Origin of the sequence: Candidatus Marimicrobium litorale (assembly GCF_026262645.1) — a bacterium.
Taxonomy (GTDB): domain Bacteria; phylum Pseudomonadota; class Gammaproteobacteria; order Pseudomonadales; family Halieaceae; genus Marimicrobium; species Marimicrobium litorale.
Genome location: NZ_SHNO01000001.1, coordinates 1,299,532 through 1,318,605 on the forward strand (window position 1 = coordinate 1,299,532; position 19,074 = coordinate 1,318,605).

Here is a 19,074-nt window from a genome sequence, read left to right on the forward strand (position 1 = left end):
CGGTATTCTACTGTAATTGGGTTGATCTTTCATAGGTCTCACCCCCGCCCCACTTCTGGCGCACCGCGAGCATGATTTATATGCGAGGCACCGATGCGAGCAGCGTCCGCGTATACTTGTGCTCCGGGTGGGTGAGAATCTTTTCTGCCGCCCCCTCCTCCACCAGCTTCCCTCCTTGCATAACGCCTACACGGTGAGCCATGCCCGGAACAATAGAAAAGTCATGGGTGATGAACAAGTAGGACACACCTGAATCTTGCTGTAGCGCCTTCAACAACGCGAGCACCTCCGCACGGATCGAAACATCCAGTGCGCTGGTGGGCTCGTCACAGATAATCAGCTCCGGTTTGACAGCCAGTGCGCGCGCTATCGCTACGCGCTGCAACTGGCCGCCTGACAGCTCATGCGGATAGCGGCCGCTGAATTCTTCTTCCAGATGCACCTTTCGGAGTAGATTACTGACCGCTTCCTCGCTCGCACCGGGGTCAGTGCCGAGTGCATCCATTCCCTCACGGATAATACCCGCAACCGTCATGCGTGGATTCATAGAGGAATACGGGTTCTGGAATATGACCTGTATTTTGGCACGGTAGGGTTGCATTGCACCTCTCCCCAAATCTTGCAGGGGTTTTCCTTCGAACAGGATACGTCCACCAGCCAATGATTCGAGGTTTAAAATAGCGCGACCAAGCGTCGATTTTCCGCTGCCCGATTCACCCACCAATACATAGGTCTCACCGCGACCAATGCTCAGTGATACACCGTCTACGGCTCGCGTATGATCTACCACCCGCTGCAGGACGCCACGTCGTATTGGAAAATACACTTTGATGTTCTCCAGCTGCAGCAGCGGCGCTCTGCGCGAAATGGGTAAAAATGCATTCAGGTCGGGCAGCGCATCGATCAGGCGGCGGCTGTATTCCTCTCGGGGATTATGGAAAAACGTCTCTACGGGCGATCTTTCAATGATCTCACCTGCGTACATCACCGCCACCTCGTCGGCAATACTGCTTACCACAGCCATGTCATGGGTGATCAGCAACACCGCCAGTTGGCGTGTTCGGGTGAGTCCCTTGATGAGTGCAAGAACCTGCTCCTGAATGGTCACATCCAGAGCTGTCGTGGGCTCATCCGCAATCAGCACATCAGGCTCGCATGCCAAAGCCATGGCAATCATGACGCGCTGCTGCTGGCCGCCGGATAGCTGATGCGGAAAGAAGTGATAGCGCTCCTGCGGGTCCTGCACCCCTACCTCTGCAAATATTTGCATTACGCGCCGCTGCAGACCCTCTCCTCGCACCGGGGTGTGCAATTGCAATGTCTCTGCCACCTGCTCGCCGACCTTCTGCACCGGGTTGAGGGCTGTCATGGCATTCTGGAAAATCATTGCCACACGCTCACCCCGCACGGATTGCATCTCAGCTTCTGGCAGGTCAAAAAGGTCCTGTCCGCCTACCCTGACCGAACCGCTGGTAATCGTTAGCGCATCGGGCAGCAGACGCATGGCGGCAAGGGAAGTGACGGATTTACCGCTGCCTGACTCCCCGACCAACGCGAATACCCTACCGGGGTGCAGGTCGAAACTGACGCTCTTGATGATCTCAGCGGACGTCGCGGTCACCTGCACTCGTAAATCCTGTACCTGCATGGCCGAAGGTGGCGTCATGCTGAAGCTCCTCTTGCGCTGGTTCTGGGGTCGAACGCATCGCGAACCAGATCAGAAAACAAGTTGGCGGCCAGTACCAGAACAAACATGAAGAAGAACGCGCCACTCAGGGTCCACCAAATGGCTGGCTCCCGAGACAGTTCTGAGCGAGCGCTGTTGATCATATTGCCCCAGCTTCCCATCGACGGATCAACACCGACACCAATATAGGACAGGACTGCCTCCGCCAGGACCAGCGCACTAAAATCCAATACAAAAGTAATCAAAATAATGTGCGCGACATTAGGCATAACGTGACGAGACAGTATGCGCGTGTGGCTGACACCAAACGCATGAGCCGCTTGCACATACTCGAGCTGACTAATTTTCAACGTTTCTGCCCGGATCAGACGGCAAAGGGATGACCAGCTTGTCACGCCGAGAATAAAACATAGCGCCACAAATCGGGCATCGGCTTTTTCCAGCCCAATGGAAAAAGCATCGGGATTCAGATCAATATAGACTTGGAACAAGAGTACAGAAGCCGCAATAAGGAGAATACCCGGTATAGAGCTCAGCGTTGTATACAAATATTGAACAACATCATCTACCCAGCCTTTGAAGTAACCCGCCAGCACCCCCAGAGTGATGGCAATAGGCATCATTATCAATGTAGCCAGGGTGCCCAGTAAGATACCCGTGCGGATGCCCTTGATACTCTGGTAGGCCACGTCGACGCCACCGAGATCCGTACCGAGTAAGTGGTAATAGCGACTGAGACTTACCAGCCAGGTGCCAAGACAGATCACTACAGCCAGGGTCAACCACGCATACCTCCACGGGAGTTCACTGCTGCGAGTGAGCAGCCAGGGTACACTCAGCACAACAAGCGATATGATCAACCCAATGAACAGCGCTTGTAATGATTTCAGTAAAATATCCGCAGCGCGATCTCCACTGTGCTCTAGATGCGTGCCCGCGTGCTCAAGCACGGGGAAATCTCTAAAAGGGCGACCCTGACTATCCTTCATATTCTGTTTCTCGAAGGATTTCAGGGCGAAGGGCGCAGAGTATGTGCGCTCGTAACGATCACCCATCCCACCGAGAATCATATCGAGCACACTGGTTGCCTTGTTTTCGTAAAATACCTGCTGCGCTGCGCCCGGAACCGATGGCAGCGCCCGGCGAAAATGCAAAGAATCGAGTAGCGCAACGCCGACATAAACCAGAATCAAGGTAAACGTCACCATACCTAGCGGACTGCTGAATACCTGCGACCAATGCGCACGTGTCTGCGGATTTTTTCGAAGTTGCAGAAAAAAAAGGGCGAGCGCGACCACTAGCAGAAATATCAAAGCGTCGGACCAGAGTATGAGTACTTTCACAATCTACTCCAGGCGCACCCTGGGGTCGGCCCAGGTATAAGATATATCGGTGAGAATCAGCCCCACGATATAAAGGATGGAACCGAGAAACACCATGCTCCGAACAATAGCGAAATCCTGCGACTGGATCGCATCGAGCATATAACTGCCGAGACCGGGTATTCCGAAAAAGGATTCAATCAGTAGTCCTCCCATGAACAGCGACGGGATAATTACCACCACACCAGTCAGTATAGGTATCAGCGCATTGGGTAAAATATGTCGAAAAAGAATACGAATTTCACTGGCGCCTTTCGCCCTGGCAGTGCGCACGTAGTCCTGATTAGCCTCCTCTAGGAATAACGTGCGGTACCAGCGGGCTCCAGAACCTATCCCGGCGATTACACCCACGAGTACGGGCAATAGCATAAATTTCCACACTTGCGCATCCATGTGGAAACCGGAAATCGGCACCAGTTTCCAGACTCTGGCAACGAGATACTGCCCACCGATGATATAAAACAGGTATGAAATAGACATTAGCGCCACGAATATAAATACCGCCCAGCGATCGAGCCTGGTCCCATGAAACATAACCACCAGCAAGGCGACACAGATGTTGACCCAGATTCCCACCGCGAAGGTGGGCAAAGCAACCGCTAGGCTGGGCCACATCCTGGTAGAAACATCTGTCGTGATATCACGTCCACTTTCCGAACGACCGAAGTCAAAAGCAAACAACTTGACTGATTTGGTAAAAAATATTGTTTCGATGAGCATACCTTGACCAGCGGCTCCCTCGTTGTAGAACAGCGGGAGATCGTAGCCATTTTTCTGCTTCCAGGACTCGATCGCCTCAGGGGTGACATATTTCTCGCCCAGCTGGGAAGCAGCCATGTCGTCAGGAGAATTCACAACAAAGAAAAGCATGAAGGTCAAAAGGTTGACGCCAACCAGAATGGGAACCGCATAAATTAGCCGCCTGATAATATACGCCAGCATTCTTACCTCTCCTATCGACCTACCGTCTCGCGCTGTCGCCGTCTGTAAGCCAGAATGCCCGGCACGGCCAGCCCAGCCAGCAGCAACAAGCCGCCATAAATTGGCCAGGTTACGGGCTTGTTCCAAAGTTTTTGCATTTCTGGCCGCAAATCGGTGTCGATTCGGGTGTACTTTAGCGTTGCCTTGGAAATGCCGTGACGCTTGTTGTTATGTACCCAGCTATTATTGAGATAGATCTCCTTGGGGTAAAACGCATACAGCCAGACCGCATCGCGCCGAGCGAGATCGACCATATCAGCTATGAGTGCGTCTCGCTCAGGTCCGGGAGGCAATACGCGCATCCTGCGGAACATCGCATCGTATTCGTCATTGGCATAGTTGCTGTTATTGGCGCCGTCACATTCGCATAACAATGGACTTTCTGGCCCGTACAGCAAGAAAAGGAAATTTTCAGGATCCGGATAATCCGCTAGCCAGCCACTGGAATAGATTTGCGTATTACCCGTCAACAGCTTTTCTCGGGTGCGATTCCAGTCCGCGGGACGAAATTCTATCTGCACCCCCACTTCAGAAAATACGCGGTCGATCCAGCTCATCGACGTACTGTTTATCGCCTGCGACTGCACGTCAATAAATAACTTGAGTGGCTTACCGGTAAGCGCATCCCGTCCGTTGGGATAACCCGCCTCGACCAGCAACTGCCGGGCATAATCAAGCGACTTTCGCCGCGCCTCGCCGTCTACCCAGTCATACACATAGGGGTTTATTCCCTCTTTCCCCTCCAGATGTCCGGGAATGCCAGGCGGTATTGGGCTCTGGGCCGCAATACCATTGCCCTTATAAAAAACATTCAAATACTCCTCGGTCTGGAAGGCTATCTGCAGCGCCTGACGCAGTTTCCGCTTGTCTTCGGTATACCCGCCCACAACCGGATCTCGCATGTTAAAACCATAATAATAGATGCCGGGTTTTACATCTGGCGACATGGTGATGTCGTGGGTCATCATCTCTTCTGACATTTCGACACCATCCGGGCCTACAACAAATACCTGATCGAACACGCCGGTGGTATGGGCATGCGTTTCACCCGAGCGATCGTAGTAACCCTGCATGAATTTGGTCCAGAGCGAAAGACCGCTCTTCTCCATGCGGTAGGTCGCGCGATCAACGAAGGGAATGGGCTTTCCCGCATCATCGAGATAACCAGCCTCACGATCACCTGGGGCGCCCTCTGTCGGAAAAAATTCTTCGCGGTAGTTGGGATTACGCTCCAGCACGATTTCACTGTTAGGGTCATTCTTAACCATCATGAAAGGTCCCGAACCCACGGGCCACCAATCCAGTGTCAGATTCTTGTCAGCAAAACCGGGATTGCTGTAAAAACGATCAACTTCTGGGGGAACAGGCGAAAAAAACGGCATCGCAAGCCAAAATAAAAACTGCGGATAGCGCCCCTTGATCGTTATGGTGAAACTGTCATCATCCAACACCTTCAAGCCATCCATCTGAAAGTCATTGAGATCCAACCACTCCTGTTTTGGCTGCTCCCGAACCAGTTCCGAAAATGCCTCCATACCTAAAATATATTGCGACATAAAACCAAGCATCGGGGACGCATTTGCCGGGTCCGCCAGCCGTTTTATGGCATACACATAGTCGTTCGCTACTAACGGACGATCTCCGGTTTCCGGAAAGTCGGAAGGCTGGCGGTATGCTGTGCCCTCTTCTTCGGTATCAAAAAAATAGAGTGGTTTGGCATCCTTGTCCTGTGCAAAGGCAGGATGCGGCTGGAAGTGAAGATCGTCACGCAAGTGCAAAGTATACCGCGTGTAGGCAGGCTCATCGGCCTCATCACTGATCTCTTCGCCCGACGCGTTTAAATACGCTACATCCGGCGCCCGAGACAACGCACCCGGGATTAGCTCGTAGGGTCTCTTTAAATAGTGATAAGCCATCGGAGGCTCATAGATCTGCATAATAAAGAGCGCCTCGTCCGAAGCATAGGACTGGGCGGGATCCAGATGCTTGGGCGGGGTGGAAGCCATCATTGAATGATAGGTGGCCATACCATCCGGCGAGACTGGATGCGGATTATTCCAAGGCGGCTCTCCGCATGCCACTAAGAGTAGCAAAATTATCGCACCCACCAGATACAGGCACGAAAGAGCTATAGGCTTTAATCTGACTTGGAAAAATGTCATGCACGTTTGATGATGAGATTCCCGCAACGCTTCAGCATACCCTGTTGCAGCCGTTCCCGCACCCGAAGATTAAGGGTGCAACTGCATGGCGATTAGCCACTATAATGGAGTGTTTTCGAACACTGGCGCCCGGGGAAAATAAGATGGCAACCGCTGATGCATATGAGAATGGCCGCGGCCACGACCCCGAGTTTCTCGGTCATCCTCTGGGGCTATACGTCTGCTTTGCAACCGAACTTTGGGAGCGCTTTTCTTTTTACGGCATGAAGTTCCTGCTTCTGCTCTATCTCACAAAGTACCACCTATTTAGCGATACTAACGGCCTTGAAGTGCTTGGTGGTTATGCTGCGCTGGTTTATGCCATGCCCGTCATCGGCGGGTTGCTCGCTGATCGCTATCTCGGTATGCGCAAGGCCGTTATCTTCGGAGGTGTCCTGCTAACGCTCGGCCATCTGGGTATGGCGATGGAGGGCGAGCAGGCTCGCGTAGACGGGGGAGAAGTCGTCCGCGACGATGGTGCTCTGCAAGTATTCTATTTTTCTCTGGCACTGATCGTCATGGGTGTGGGCTTCCTCAAGCCCAATATTTCCACCATCGTTGGGCAGCTCTACAGCCGAGAAGACCCAAGAAGGGATGCAGGTTTCACAATTTTTTATATGGGTATTAATATCGGTGCTTTTGCGGCTACTCTGCTGTGCGGATATCTCGGTGAGACCTATGGCTGGCAGTACGGCTTTGGTGCGGCGGGCATCGGAATGGTAATCGGCCTCATCACATTCATCCGGGGACAAAAATATCTTCACGATCTGGCAGAACCGCGCGACCCCGTGCTGCTTGAGAAAAAAACATCATTGGGCTTGTCATACGAATGGACAATTTATCTAGGCGCACTGGCAAGCGTATTCCTCGTGTGGCAGATGCTGCAATTCCATGGGGCCGTGGGCCTTGTACTCAATCTCTTGTCCTTGGCAGTGCTCGCTGGCCTCGGTTGGTTTATCTTTTTTAAATGCAACTCCGTGGAACGTGATCGAATGTTGGTACTAGTGATACTCACCCTCTCGACTGTCGTCTTCTGGGCACTATTTGAACAGGCCTCCGGTTCAATGACTCTCTACGCCGATCGCGTTGTAGATCGAAATATTCTGGGCTACGAATTAACAGCATCCCAGTTTGGATCACTTAACGCTTTCTTCATTTTCCTCTTTGCGCCTATTTTCGCTTGGCTGTGGACATTCCTTGGCAGGCGAGGACTGGAACCCAGTACTCCTGTCAAATTCGCTTTAGGCATCGTTCAGGCCGGTCTTGGGTTCGGCGCGCTCGTGCTTGGCGCGGCATCCCCAGATACTGCCGGCATGGTCGTCGGATACTGGTTAGTCCTGGCGTATCTCCTGCATACGACCGGAGAGCTCTGTTTATCTCCTGTCGGACTCTCCGCCGTGACAAAGCTCGCGGTACCCAATGTTGTCGGGGTCATGATGGGATCTTGGTTTCTCGCCACCGCTTACTCGGAGTTTGTCGCAGCTCAACTGGCGAAACTTGCCGCTATTGATACTGTCAACGGCGCTGTAAAAGATATCGGAGCCGCTCTGGCTAGCTATACTGAGCTTTTTTCCAGCCTGCTCTATGTAGGACTTGGCGCGGGTGTCCTCCTGCTGCTTGTGTCCCCCCTGTTAAGAAAAATGATGCACGGAATACACTAGGAGTTTGTCATGTCCAAACCAGAGTTCGATGTCATTGTATGGGGAGCAACCGGCTTTACCGGTCAGCTTGTCGTGGAATATCTCGCACAAACCTATGGCGTAGATAGCGATCTGCGTTGGGCCATCGCAGGCCGTAACCGGGATAAACTTGAATCGGTACGCCACGCCTGCCTGCCGGAAGCACAGCATCAGAAACTCGGGATTGTTGTTGCAGATAGCAATGACGCCGCCAGTCTCGCAAGCATGGTGGGTCGGGCCAATGTCATTTGCTCGACCGTCGGTCCTTACGCTCGCTATGGTACCCCTCTGGTCGAAGCCTGCAGCGCAGCCGGCACTCACTACTGCGACCTGACCGGCGAAGTACCCTGGATGATGCGCGTCATAGACCAATACCAACAGGCCGCCGAGGCCAGTGGTGCCCGCATTGTGCATACTTGCGGCTTTGATTCAGTGCCTTTCGATCTCGGCACCTGGCGTGTACAACAAATCATGTATGAAAGGCACGGGGTATACGCACAACAAGTCAAGGGCCGCACCGGCCCCACGCGCGGTGCCTTCAGCGGAGGCACCGTAGCCAGCATCATTAATATGCTGGAGGAGGCCAGGGAAGACCCTTCAATAATGCAGGATTCCGCAGACCCCTATGCGCTTTACCCCGACGGCATTCCCCCAGGTGAAGACGGTCCAGACCAAACCAAGGCCGTTTACGATCCAGACTTCAAACGTTGGACATCGCCTTTCATGATGGCAGCAATCAATACCAAAGTTGTACGCCGGAGCAACGCTTTGCTTGGCTTCCCGTGGGGCAAGGGCTTCCTCTACGATGAGGCGACGCTTAATAACTCGCGTTGGAAAGCATCACTGGCGAGTGTTGCAGGCGGCATCGGCATGGTATCTCTGGCGATGGGGCCCACTCGGAATTTACTGCAACGGGTTTTGCCAAAGCCTGGCGAAGGGCCCACACGTGAACAACGTGAAGCGGGCTTTTACGAGGTTTACTTCCTCGGCATTGACCCCAGCGATAGAACACACGATACCGCGATTCAGGTTAGCGGCACTCTGGACCCGGGCTACGGGTCAACAGCAAGAATGATAGCCGAAGCGGCGGTTTGTCTTGCTCAGGACGAACTAGCAGCGGGCGGCGGCTTCTGGACGCCTGCTGCTGCTATGGGCGAGCCCTATCTCAACAGATTAACAGAAAAAGCCGGTATAGCCTTCGACGAAGTCGACCCGCGCAGCCTGCAGCCCTGATCGCGATTTATACTGTTGGACAATATAAATAATTACCAGCAGCGCTGCTGGTAAAGCAAACTCAAACCCCGTAACTTGCGTTCAAACAACGACAGTAAAAATGGGAGAATAAGCACGCGGGGTGAGTAGATTTAACCTCACGTTTAGCGGCGAAATTCTGACTGGCGCGAACCCGTCGGCGGTCAGACAGCGCTTTGGCGAACTGTTTGATATTGAGGATGCAGATCGCATAGAACGTTTTTTTTCAGGGCAGACAATTACGCTCAGACGCAATTTAAACCGCAAGGAGGCTGCCCACTATTATCACCAGCTGCACCTCCTCGGAGCCGTTGCTGCCCTCGTAAAAACCACTGCAGAGGAATCTGCGGACCCATCTCCGACTATACCTCGACCACCGGCTGGCAAAGATCCCTCGTCAGCTAAAACGAAAACTAACCAACCTGCTGAGACAGCGGCTACCGATGCGCTGGGCCAAGTTTGGGCTGTTGGCTCAAAGGGCGCGACTTCACTCACCCGGAAAGAGGTATCCGGGGCACCGGCCAGAACAACAAAAAATCCCATCAATCTATCGGCTCGAATCAAAGCGAGTAAGGAGGCGGCTCGTAACCAGGCAGAAGAACAACGGGAAAAAGAAAGCGCCCGCTTAAGCGCCAGAGAGGTGATGCGTGAGGCGGAAGAAAGTCAATTAGGGAGGGCCGAAACAAAGAATACGCGACTCGACCAGGAAAAAGCGTTGCAAAAAGAGCAGGAACGGCCCGCGACACAAGAAAAGACGGAGCGCACTGCAGAGGCCGCACGCATAAAAGCTGAGGCCGAAGAACAACAGCACCGCGAAGAGGCCGCACGCAAAAAAGCCGAGGCGGAAGAACAACAGCGCCGCGAAGATACCGCATGCAAAAAAGCCGAAGCGGAAGAACAACAGCGCCGCGAAGAGGCCGCACGCAAAAAAGCCGAAGCGGAAGAACAACAGCGCCGCGAAGGAACAGCACGCAAAAAAGCCGAGGCGGAAGAACAACAGCGCCGCGAAGAGGCCGCACGCAAAAAAGCCGAGGCGGAAGAACAACAGCGCCGCGAAGAGGCCGCACGCAAAAAAGCCGAAGCGGAAGAACAACAGCGCCGCGAAGAGACCGCACGCAAAAAAGCCGAAGCGGAAGAAAGACAGCGCCTGGCGTCAGAACTGACGGACATCGACCAGCAAACGCAGGAAAAAATACGCCTGATTCAATCAGATGCACTGCAAAAGCGCTCGACCGCAAAACAGCTGTCCGATAAACGCCTGCTGGCCATTGACCACGGAACGCACAGCAGCGCCGCTCAGAGGACTGGATTTCTCGTATTGTCCGAGGCTATCGGTGCCGTGCGCGCCGAAAACGGTAACGCGAACGGAGCGACGCCTCCAGTCAGGACTCATCAGGCTGGTGAGCCCAATTTTTATAGCCTACGCCCTTTTCGCAATACCGAGAAAGTGAAAAACCGCGCCAGTTCAGCCACAACAATGAAAAAGCGCAGCCTCCAGCTGGGCGCTGCAGCAGCACTTCTGTTTCTCGTGTCTGCGGCTCAGTTATTCACTCTGCAAGATAAAGGCCAATTGAACGGGCCTCGCGCCGTGGCCATCGACAGCAATTCAGGCGTAGTGCTGCTGGCAGAAGATACCTTGCTCATGCACGACCGTGCCGGAGTCTTTCAGTCCAGCATTACAGCCACAGACCTTGGCCTGCACTCCCTGCGATCACCATTGGCATTTGACGCCGCTGGCACAATGATCATCGCGGGCTCGATCCTGACAGACTCCGGGGAGACATCGCCTTTGTTCCTGGCACGGTGCAATATGCAGAAAAAAAGCTGCGCACCGCTGCTTCAGAGCAACCTCGGCCTACGTCAGTTCATCGTTAACCCAATGGACAACAGCATATTGCTGGCGGGCGCGGGACAGCTGATCAAAATCGATCCGCAGGGAAAAATCAGTGCAGAAGCCAAGCTGGCGCTGGCGGAGAGCGCGGTGATGCGCTTGCATGCGGGCTTACTTTTTATTAGCAGCGTCGAGGGGCCCGCTATTAGTGTCTACCGCTACGAGGATAGCGCGTTTGCAAAACAGCTGGATGAAATTCTGCTAATCCCGCCCCTTGCGCTCGAATCTGGCCGCAGTAAGGTCGCCAACTTCGCCTGGTCCGCCAACGCCTGGTGGGTTGTACTTCGCAACCCCGATTCAGGCGACCAGGGTGTGTATCGTTTCGATGAGAACTGGGGCTTTCTGAATGAAATCAAGCCTGTTACCAGTGACGTTGCACTGAAACTTGTAAGCTGGGGAGAAAAAACGCTGATTCACAATTTCCGTGACACTGACATCGCGCGCTTCAATGCAGCAGGGAAGCCCGAAATACCGTTTACATCGAGCCGACTGGCAGAGATATTTTCCACACGCGAGGAGCACTCAACGCTTGCCAGATGGTTATGGCAAGGCGGCGTCATCTTTGCCAGCCTACTATTATTCGTATGCGCGGGAGCAGTAGTTCTCAGTGGATTACGCCAGCAAGTCTACAAATCGCACCGCGCAAGTGGCGCGGAGCCCGTTGACGAATACGCACCTAAACTGCGCTGGATAGATCCCGCCGTCGATCGCGCAAAGATACTGCGCCAGCGTGCGATCAGCTACTATCTGATCGCCCTTGCCATCGTCATTATCGCGGCGGCGCAAAGTGTCGACACCTGGCATATGTGCGCGCTGTTGCTATTCCTCAGCGGGCCGGGCATCGCACTTTCTATACTGCGACGTTCGAGCGCAGGCCACATTGGTATCTTGTTCGACCGCCTGCTACTGGTTAACACCGCCGGCATGTACCACATCGCGGGCGGTTCAAATATACAGTTCAGGGGGGCATTCCTGGTCATCGATGACGTCATTGTATTCACGGGGAGCCGACTGCTACCCGCTTTCAATAAAAATCAGGTAACTGAATGGGCTTCGCCCCTGGTAACTGCAGGCATCAAGGTCGATAGCAAAACGATTGTGGTTAAACTGCTCGAGGCCCGTCACCCTGTCGCGCTTGCCATTTGCTCGCTAATGGGTGGCTCGCTGTCGGCGCTGCTGGCCCTGGGGCTGCGGACAATATTCCAGCCATAAGCTGACTGCGCGGGGCGACAGTCGACGGTGCTATTGGATATACTATCGATCACTAAACAGTAATCATCGCGGCATCGCGAAATACAGCAGGGATTGCGGTCTGTATGAGTAAGCAGCAACAAAAACAGGTTCCGCCAACCCCAAACAGGCGCGTGACCCTGTTCGTTACGTGTCTCGCCGACCTCTTTCGGCCATCCGTCGCCTTTGCCTGTCTCAATCTGCTTGAGGAGGCGGGCTGCGAGGTCGTTGTCCCGGCCGATCAGACCTGCTGCGGACAACCCGCATATAACAGCGGCGACCGTGGGGCAGCAATCCCGCTGGCACAGCAGGTAGTGTCACTGCTGGAGCCAGCCGACTATGTTGTTATCCCCTCCGGCTCCTGTGCCGGCATGATCACCCACCACTACCCCAGCCTGCTAACTGGCAAATGGCGCGAACGCGCGCTCGAAGTGAGCGCCAAAACCTACGAGCTAACCGTTTTCCTGCAGGATATTGCCGGGATACCCCCCCGGAGCCATACCACGACAGCGCAAGCGTCTGTTACCTACCATGATGGTTGTGCCGGTCTGCGAGAGCTTGGGATACAGAATCAACCGCGTCAGCTGTTGAAAAATTTGTGCGGAGTGGACGTCGATGAGCTGCAACAAAGTGAAGTCTGTTGCGGCTTCGGTGGCACGTTCTGCGCGAAAATGCCGGAGATCTCCGCCAGAATGGTGGATGACAAGCTTGAAAACGCCTTGGCCACAGGCGCCACTGTACTGACTGGCGGTGACCTTGGCTGCCTGATGAATATTGCTGGAAGAGCACGCCGACAAGGCAAAGAATTGGAAGTCAGGCATATCGCAGAGCTGCTGGCCGATCAGCGAGACACTCCGGCCATTGGCGAGGGTCAGTAAGCAATGGAGATTAGCAGCGATACGTTTCTCGATAATGCCTCTGCTGCGCTCAGGGACACCGACAAGGCGAAGCGCAGAGATCTTATCGCGATCGCCACGACTCAAATACGCCAGGCGGCCATCGATGAGTTCGAAGGATTTGATGCACTGCGCAAGCATATCAAGCGCATACGGCAACATTCACTAAACAACCTCGCGCACTACCTTGAAAAGTTTGAACAGGAAGCGGTTCAAAATGGTAATCATGTGCATTTTGCCAGCGATGGCGCGCAACTCAACGACATTGTGCTCGATATTTGCCAGCGGCACGGGGCAAAAAAGGTAATCAAGGGGAAATCCATGATTACCGAGGAAACAGGACTAAATGGCTTTCTTGAACGGGGTAATCTCGACGTCGTAGAAACGGACTTGGGCGAATACATTATTCAACTGGCCGGAGAAGCTCCAAGCCACATCGTCGGACCCGCACTGCACAAATCTGCGGCTGAAATTGGCGAACTGTTTCTGGCGAATCACAACCTCGGAGACAGGGAATTCGAAGAAACCGAGAATCTGGTCGATGAAGCCAGGAGCGTTTTAAGAGAGCATTTTCTGAAGGCCGATGTCGGAATCATCGGCTCAAATGCGCTGATAGCCGAGAACGGCTATTCCATGCTGGTCACCAACGAGGGCAATGGTGATCTTTGCGCCAACCTGCCCGGCGTACTGGTTATCTGTACGTCTATCGACCGAGTGCTGCCACTTGCTGAAGATGCTACCGCTATGCTGCGCCTGCTGGTTCGCTCCGCAACAGGACAACCACAAACCTGTTATACCAGCTTCTACTCTGGCCCACGACGAGACACCGATATTGATGGACCTGTCGAAACGCATTTCGTCCTGCTGGACAATCGGCGCAGCGACATTCTTGCCAGCGACTACCGTGAGATGCTCGAATGTATCCGCTGCGGCGCCTGTCTCAATCATTGTCCAATTTACGCCAGTGTTGGGGGTCACGCCTATGGATCCGTCTACCAGGGCCCCATGGGCTCAGTGCTCACGCCTCTTTTAACCTCGCTGGAGGAGAGCAGCGCCTTGCCCAATGCCTGTACCACCTGCGGTCGGTGCGCCGAGGTCTGCCCCGCAGACATACCCCTCCCCGACCTGTTGCGGGATCTGCGACAGGAAGAAAACGATAAAAAATTAACATCAAGCCGCTGGCGCTCTGGGTTAAAGCTGCACAGTTGGATTGCACGTCATCCAAGACTCTACCAATGGATTACCGGAATAGTAATACCCGCAATGCATATTATCGGTGGCTCTCGCGGCCGTTTATCGCGACTACCTATGGCGTCAGGCTGGACCAGCCAGCGAGACTTTCCAGCACCCGAATCACGGACATTCATGCAGCAGTACAAAGCGAGACTGAGAAAAAATCATGAGCAATAGTTCTCGAGCAGAACTGTTTGATAAATTGCGCGAAACGGCATCGGGGCAGAGCGCAGGAAGAATCGAGTTAGAACGCAATGCTATGGGCAGCGGCAACGCACCCTTTGTTTCAGCTGAGAAACCCAGCCTGACCTATCTGCAAAATGTTCTTGCCAACCGGGGCAGCATCACTTGTGTTGCGAACCGTAATGAAGCCGTTCAGGCCGTTGGAAACTACCTGTACGGACACTTCCGCAGCCATCGACTGGTGGCGGGAAACGATCCGCGGCTTGCGGCCATGCCATGGCGCGATGCCGGAGTATTACCCCGCTTCGGCAGCCTCGAGGGAGGTGAGCCGGCAGCACTGAGCTACGCCAAGCTGGGCATTGTTGAAACGGGCGCAGTTGTCACTTACACGGGCAAAGGTAATCCCTGCGCAAATCACTTGTTGCCAGAGCACCACCTCGTTTTGGTGGACGTCAATGATCTCGTCCTTAACCTCGAACAAGCCTGGGAAATGATTAACGGCGACCTTGCAAAGGATGGGCGCCCACGGGGAATCAACATGATCGCAGGCCCATCCAGCACGGCAGATATTGAAGGCCAACTGGTATATGGCGCCCACGGCCCGCGTCGGTGGCACGTAATCCTTTTGGGCGAGGTGCCCGAAGAAACCAGAGAGTTAGCCGAAAGCAACGTCCCGACGGACTGAGAATAAACGCGTCGGGCTGCTCCTACGGCAGCGATGTATAGCTGAATTTTTGTCCGCCCAGAGCAGCCTCGAACATCAACCCCCCTGTTGCAACAGTGAAGATTGCCATGCCTTTGCGATACCCTGCTGACGTTGTGGCCGCATCATTGCGACCACCGCTGATACCTGCCGTAGCGCCACCGCCGGTATTTGCCTCGGCGGAAACTCCAGCAGTGATTGCGACGGCTGTCGCCTGGGCGCTGAATTCAAAATTCCCGGAAGTGAACGACTTGAACGCATCTTCATTCTTGAAAAAAATAATCTGGCTGTATGCCTGGCCTCCCAGCTGCGCGCCCAACGTGAGCTGCGTCACCGTGGAGTTTCCAACATGTTTGTCCGCGACAAACACCTTACCCTCGCCGTAGGCACCCCCTACAACAAAACCGGCCTTACCCACTGTGGGATATATCGCAAAGCCATATGCGGTCTTAAAATACTCTCCACTCTGCCCTGCGTTCTTGAACACATTGATAGCATCAGCATAGCTGTTGCCCCAGGCAGCAGACGTAAAGACGAATAGCACAAAGCTGGCGAACAGAACTTTTACTTGCGTATACATTGGTTCACACCTCTCATCGGGTGGCGGAATCAACCGCGCTATGCGGCAGGCCTTATTACCCATTTTGTGCAGGACAGCAGATTAGGTCAAGTGTGACATATGAGCAAGCAGATCACACACTCGGCAGGAGTAACCCCATTCGTTGTCGTACCAGTTCAATACTCTCAAATAACGCCCGCCAGTAATACCCGTGAATCCAGAGTCATAAATTGAGGAATGAGCATTACCAATGATGTCTGTAGAGACGATCGGCACGTCGCTATACTGCAAAATACCCTGCAGGCGGCTTGACTCAGAGGCCTGTAAAACGACCTCGTTAACATCAGAAACGCTTACGCGACGAGAAAGTCTCACGAATAGATCAACAACAGAGCCGTCTGGCACCGGCACTCGTGCAGCAATGCCATGCAGCTTGCCCGCTAGGCCGGGCAATACCTCACCCACCGCTTTGGCGGCTCCGGTAGACGTGGGAATAATATTTTCCGCCGCTGCACGGCTGCGGCGCCAATCTGAATGCGGTACATCCGCCAGACGCTGATCGTTCGTGTAAGCGTGCACAGTGTTAATTACGCCCTCTTCAATACCAAAGGCATCATCGAGTACCCGCGCCATCGGAGCCAGGCAATTGGTGGTACAACTCGCATTGGATACCAATTGATGAGTAGCGTTCAGCCCTTCCTCATTTACTCCCAGCACTACCGTATAGTCGACAGGATCCTTGGCGGGAACCGTGAGAACTACGCGCTGCGCTCCTGCGTTCAAATGTCCCTCGAGCTGTTTGCGCTTACGGAATACACCAGTAGCCTCCACGACCGCGTCAATTCCAAGCTCGGACCATGGCAAGTCTGCTGGACTGGGCTCGTTAAGCAGTTTTACGCGGCCCTTGTCGGTAACAAAATGATCTTCTTCCAGCACAAGCCGTTTCCCGAATGGTCCCATGACCGTATCGTACGCCAGCAGATAACGCAGCGCGTCGTTATCGAAAAGATCGTTAATTGCCACGACCTCCATGTCGTCTCTGTCTTCGATAATGCGGAATACGGACCGCCCGATCCGCCCAAAGCCGTTGATAGCAATTCTCATGCCTTGGCCTCCTGCTGATCCAACTGCCCGTAGAGACGCACCAGATCCAGCAATCGAGCTGCATGCCCCAACGTTTCGTACCAACTCAGCGTTTTAATCGTATGACCACCCGCCTTGATAGTACCTCTGAGATCGAACACGACGGAGGCCGGATTGCCAATCACATCCGACGAAACAATGGGGTCTTCCACGGTATCCAAGACTCCAGGGCTCTGCGACGCGGCTGCACACATTGCGCTATTTATTTCCTCGACGCCCACCGTGCCATCTTCCAGCACAAGATTCACATCCAGTAGACACCCTTCCTGCACGGGCACATTCAGCGCCCACGTCATAATCTTGTCTTCAAACGCAGGCAATACACTACCTATCCAGAGTGAGGCCTCATGTGTATTGGGAATAATATTTTTAGCCGCCGACCGACTGCGCCGAAAGTCGCTACCGGCATAATCCTGCAAAGCCTGATCAGAGGTAAACGCATGGATTGTCGTCATGCTTGCGCATTGTATTGCAACCTGTTGAGAAAGACCGTGCAGTAAGAGACACAACGCCGTCGTCGTCGGTGAGCCTGCAGATATCATTCTATCGCTCGCTTGGGCCGCCGCCCCATTTATCGTCGGGACCACTATTCTGTCTATAACGTCCAGAGGCAATGTGCGCAGCAACACGCGCCCGGCACCGTTGGATAGATGCTCTTCCATACTGCGCTGGTCACGAAACCGGCCAGTCGCATCAATTACCGCATCGACCGAAAAAATATCCCAAGGCATTTCAGCGGGCCGGTCAATCTGCATCAATCGGGCACGAAAACGCGGATTGACCAAAAAATTTCCCTCCAGCTTATACCGCGTCGGATCTGCTACCTCGGAGCAAAGCAGATAATGCAGGATTTCCCGCTCCCCAATATCCGCAATCGCGACCACTTCTACATCGTCGGCCGCGGAGGCCAAATCATAGATTTGACGGCCCATCTGGCCAAAGCCCATGATGCCAACCCTGAAGGGCCGCTTGTCAGCCATACTGCAATACCTCCCGTTGCGGATGCCGTGCCCGGCGAAGCCTCATTCTCTCTTGCCCGGACGAAATCTTCCAGACCAACGTCGGATCGACTACATCGCCAGAAGCAGTGTAATGTTCGGAGCATCGTCGAATGGATGGAGGCCGGCACCAGAAAGAAACCAGGCGTACTTAAAAAGCACCCTAAGCGACCTCGGCAACCTGCGTCAGATCGATGCCGTAGGCCGGCGGCTCCAGACTTTGCGTGATATGGAGCGCGTTGTTGCTATCGCCCGTGCCGTCATCATGCAAATCAATCACATGAGGCTGAGGAATGCGGTTTTTCTTGTTGTCCAGAAGGAGCAGGACTTTGGGGCGTAGCCGCCGTGTGCGATATTCTGCGACGACAACACCTGCTTCACCCGAAGACAGCTCTACCAGCGTCCCAGCGGGATAAATACCTACCGCCTGAATAAAGGTCTCAACCAGTTCCGCCTGAAAGTCCTGATCGCGAGAGTGGTAAAAAAATTTAATCTCATCAAGCGGCACACGCGGCCGATCGGGATTCAGCTTTTTGGAGCCCTGTTTACCAGTTTGCTTCCGCAACACACGACGATTCTGGAGTCCTACCTTTTGACTGCGCCGAAAATCGACCTGCACGTACTCACAGTCCGTTTGCAGACGCGAGATATCGTCCGCGCTTTCAATCACAAAACCTTGAGTGATGAACGGTGTTTCCAACCAAGGGCGATCCAAACCGCTGAAAAACATGCCAACGCTGAACTCACTGGTTGCCACTTTTTGGGTCTCCAGCATTTTTAAATGCCCTTTCCTTTTACTACCAGAGCAGTCGATATCTGACGTAAATAACTGATAAATATGGACTTTGTTTACTCTCTCTAGCCCGAATTTATGCGTTTGCCCGGCAACTGTCCACCGATAAGTGGCGTTTCCTTCAGATAATTACCGGAAATGCGACCAGGGCCAACTTCTGGCCCCTTGCGCGGCCATGACGTGCAACCGAACGGGCCTGTAGCAGCTGCAAAAGGGCCCGCTGATAGGGAGAAACCGACCGCCTCTGTGATATATTCTTACGCT

At 53.8% G+C, this 19,074-nt stretch carries 14 protein-coding genes; 6 read left to right on the forward strand and 8 right to left on the reverse strand.

Annotated features, from left to right (window positions below):
• Positions 1-76: 76 nt before the first annotated feature.
• Genes EYC82_RS05925 through EYC82_RS05940 form a run of 4 tightly spaced genes read right to left on the reverse strand, consistent with a single transcriptional unit; the run spans position 77 to position 6,143 of the window.
• Positions 77-1,666 carry an ABC transporter ATP-binding protein gene (locus tag EYC82_RS05925; protein WP_279248623.1) on the reverse strand — a complete coding sequence of 530 codons (1,590 nt, stop codon included), beginning with the start codon at positions 1,664-1,666 and terminating at the stop codon, positions 77-79.
• Positions 1,663-3,030: an ABC transporter permease gene (locus EYC82_RS05930; protein ID WP_279248624.1), complete on the reverse strand. Its 1,368-nt coding sequence runs from the start codon at positions 3,028-3,030 to the stop codon at positions 1,663-1,665. The genes EYC82_RS05925 and EYC82_RS05930 overlap by 4 nt, the downstream gene beginning before the upstream one ends.
• Positions 3,031-3,033: 3 nt before the next feature.
• The gene (locus tag EYC82_RS05935; RefSeq protein WP_279248625.1) at positions 3,034-4,011 is read right to left on the reverse strand and encodes an ABC transporter permease; all 978 of its coding nucleotides are present in this window, start codon (positions 4,009-4,011) and stop codon (positions 3,034-3,036) included.
• A gap of 11 nt (positions 4,012-4,022) precedes the next feature.
• Positions 4,023-6,143, reverse strand: coding sequence for an ABC transporter substrate-binding protein (locus EYC82_RS05940; RefSeq protein ID WP_279248626.1), 2,121 nt, complete (start codon positions 6,141-6,143; stop codon positions 4,023-4,025).
• 212 nt (positions 6,144-6,355) lie between these two features.
• On the opposite strand from EYC82_RS05940, the gene EYC82_RS05945 reads away from it, so the two are divergent.
• From EYC82_RS05945 to EYC82_RS05970, 6 genes are all read left to right on the forward strand, one after another.
• A complete protein-coding gene (locus tag EYC82_RS05945; protein ID WP_279248627.1) occupies positions 6,356-7,912 on the forward strand; it encodes a peptide MFS transporter in 1,557 nt (518 codons plus the stop codon).
• Positions 7,913-7,921: 9 nt separating this feature from the next.
• Positions 7,922-9,163: a saccharopine dehydrogenase family protein gene (locus tag EYC82_RS05950; RefSeq protein ID WP_279248628.1), complete on the forward strand. Its 1,242-nt coding sequence runs from the start codon at positions 7,922-7,924 to the stop codon at positions 9,161-9,163.
• A gap of 121 nt (positions 9,164-9,284) precedes the next feature.
• On the forward strand, positions 9,285-12,284 hold the full coding sequence (locus tag EYC82_RS05955; RefSeq protein WP_279248629.1) for an NHL repeat-containing protein: 3,000 nt from the start codon (positions 9,285-9,287) through the stop codon (positions 12,282-12,284).
• A gap of 104 nt (positions 12,285-12,388) precedes the next feature.
• Positions 12,389-13,180 (forward strand): (Fe-S)-binding protein, encoded by a 792-nt coding sequence (locus tag EYC82_RS05960; RefSeq protein WP_279248630.1) that lies wholly within the window; start codon positions 12,389-12,391, stop codon positions 13,178-13,180.
• Positions 13,181-13,183: 3 nt separating this feature from the next.
• The gene (locus EYC82_RS05965; protein ID WP_279248631.1) at positions 13,184-14,608 is read left to right on the forward strand and encodes a lactate utilization protein B; all 1,425 of its coding nucleotides are present in this window, start codon (positions 13,184-13,186) and stop codon (positions 14,606-14,608) included.
• The gene (locus EYC82_RS05970) at positions 14,598-15,299 is read left to right on the forward strand and encodes a LutC/YkgG family protein (protein WP_279248632.1); all 702 of its coding nucleotides are present in this window, start codon (positions 14,598-14,600) and stop codon (positions 15,297-15,299) included. The genes EYC82_RS05965 and EYC82_RS05970 overlap by 11 nt, the downstream gene beginning before the upstream one ends.
• A 22-nt stretch (positions 15,300-15,321) precedes the next feature.
• On the opposite strand, the gene EYC82_RS05975 is transcribed toward EYC82_RS05970, so the two are convergent.
• From EYC82_RS05975 to EYC82_RS05990, 4 genes are all read right to left on the reverse strand, one after another.
• A complete protein-coding gene (locus EYC82_RS05975) occupies positions 15,322-15,897 on the reverse strand; it encodes a lipid-binding SYLF domain-containing protein (RefSeq protein ID WP_279248633.1) in 576 nt (191 codons plus the stop codon).
• An 81-nt stretch (positions 15,898-15,978) separates the two neighbouring features.
• Positions 15,979-16,980 carry a type I glyceraldehyde-3-phosphate dehydrogenase gene (gene gap, locus EYC82_RS05980; protein ID WP_279248634.1) on the reverse strand — a complete coding sequence of 334 codons (1,002 nt, stop codon included), beginning with the start codon at positions 16,978-16,980 and terminating at the stop codon, positions 15,979-15,981.
• Entirely contained in the window at positions 16,977-17,999 is a 1,023-nt protein-coding gene (locus tag EYC82_RS05985; RefSeq protein ID WP_279248635.1) for a glyceraldehyde 3-phosphate dehydrogenase NAD-binding domain-containing protein, read from the reverse strand. The genes gap and EYC82_RS05985 overlap by 4 nt, the downstream gene beginning before the upstream one ends.
• Before the next feature lie 181 nt (positions 18,000-18,180).
• A complete protein-coding gene (locus EYC82_RS05990) occupies positions 18,181-18,792 on the reverse strand; it encodes a DUF3391 domain-containing protein (protein ID WP_279248636.1) in 612 nt (203 codons plus the stop codon).
• Between the last annotated feature and the right edge of the window lie 282 nt (positions 18,793-19,074).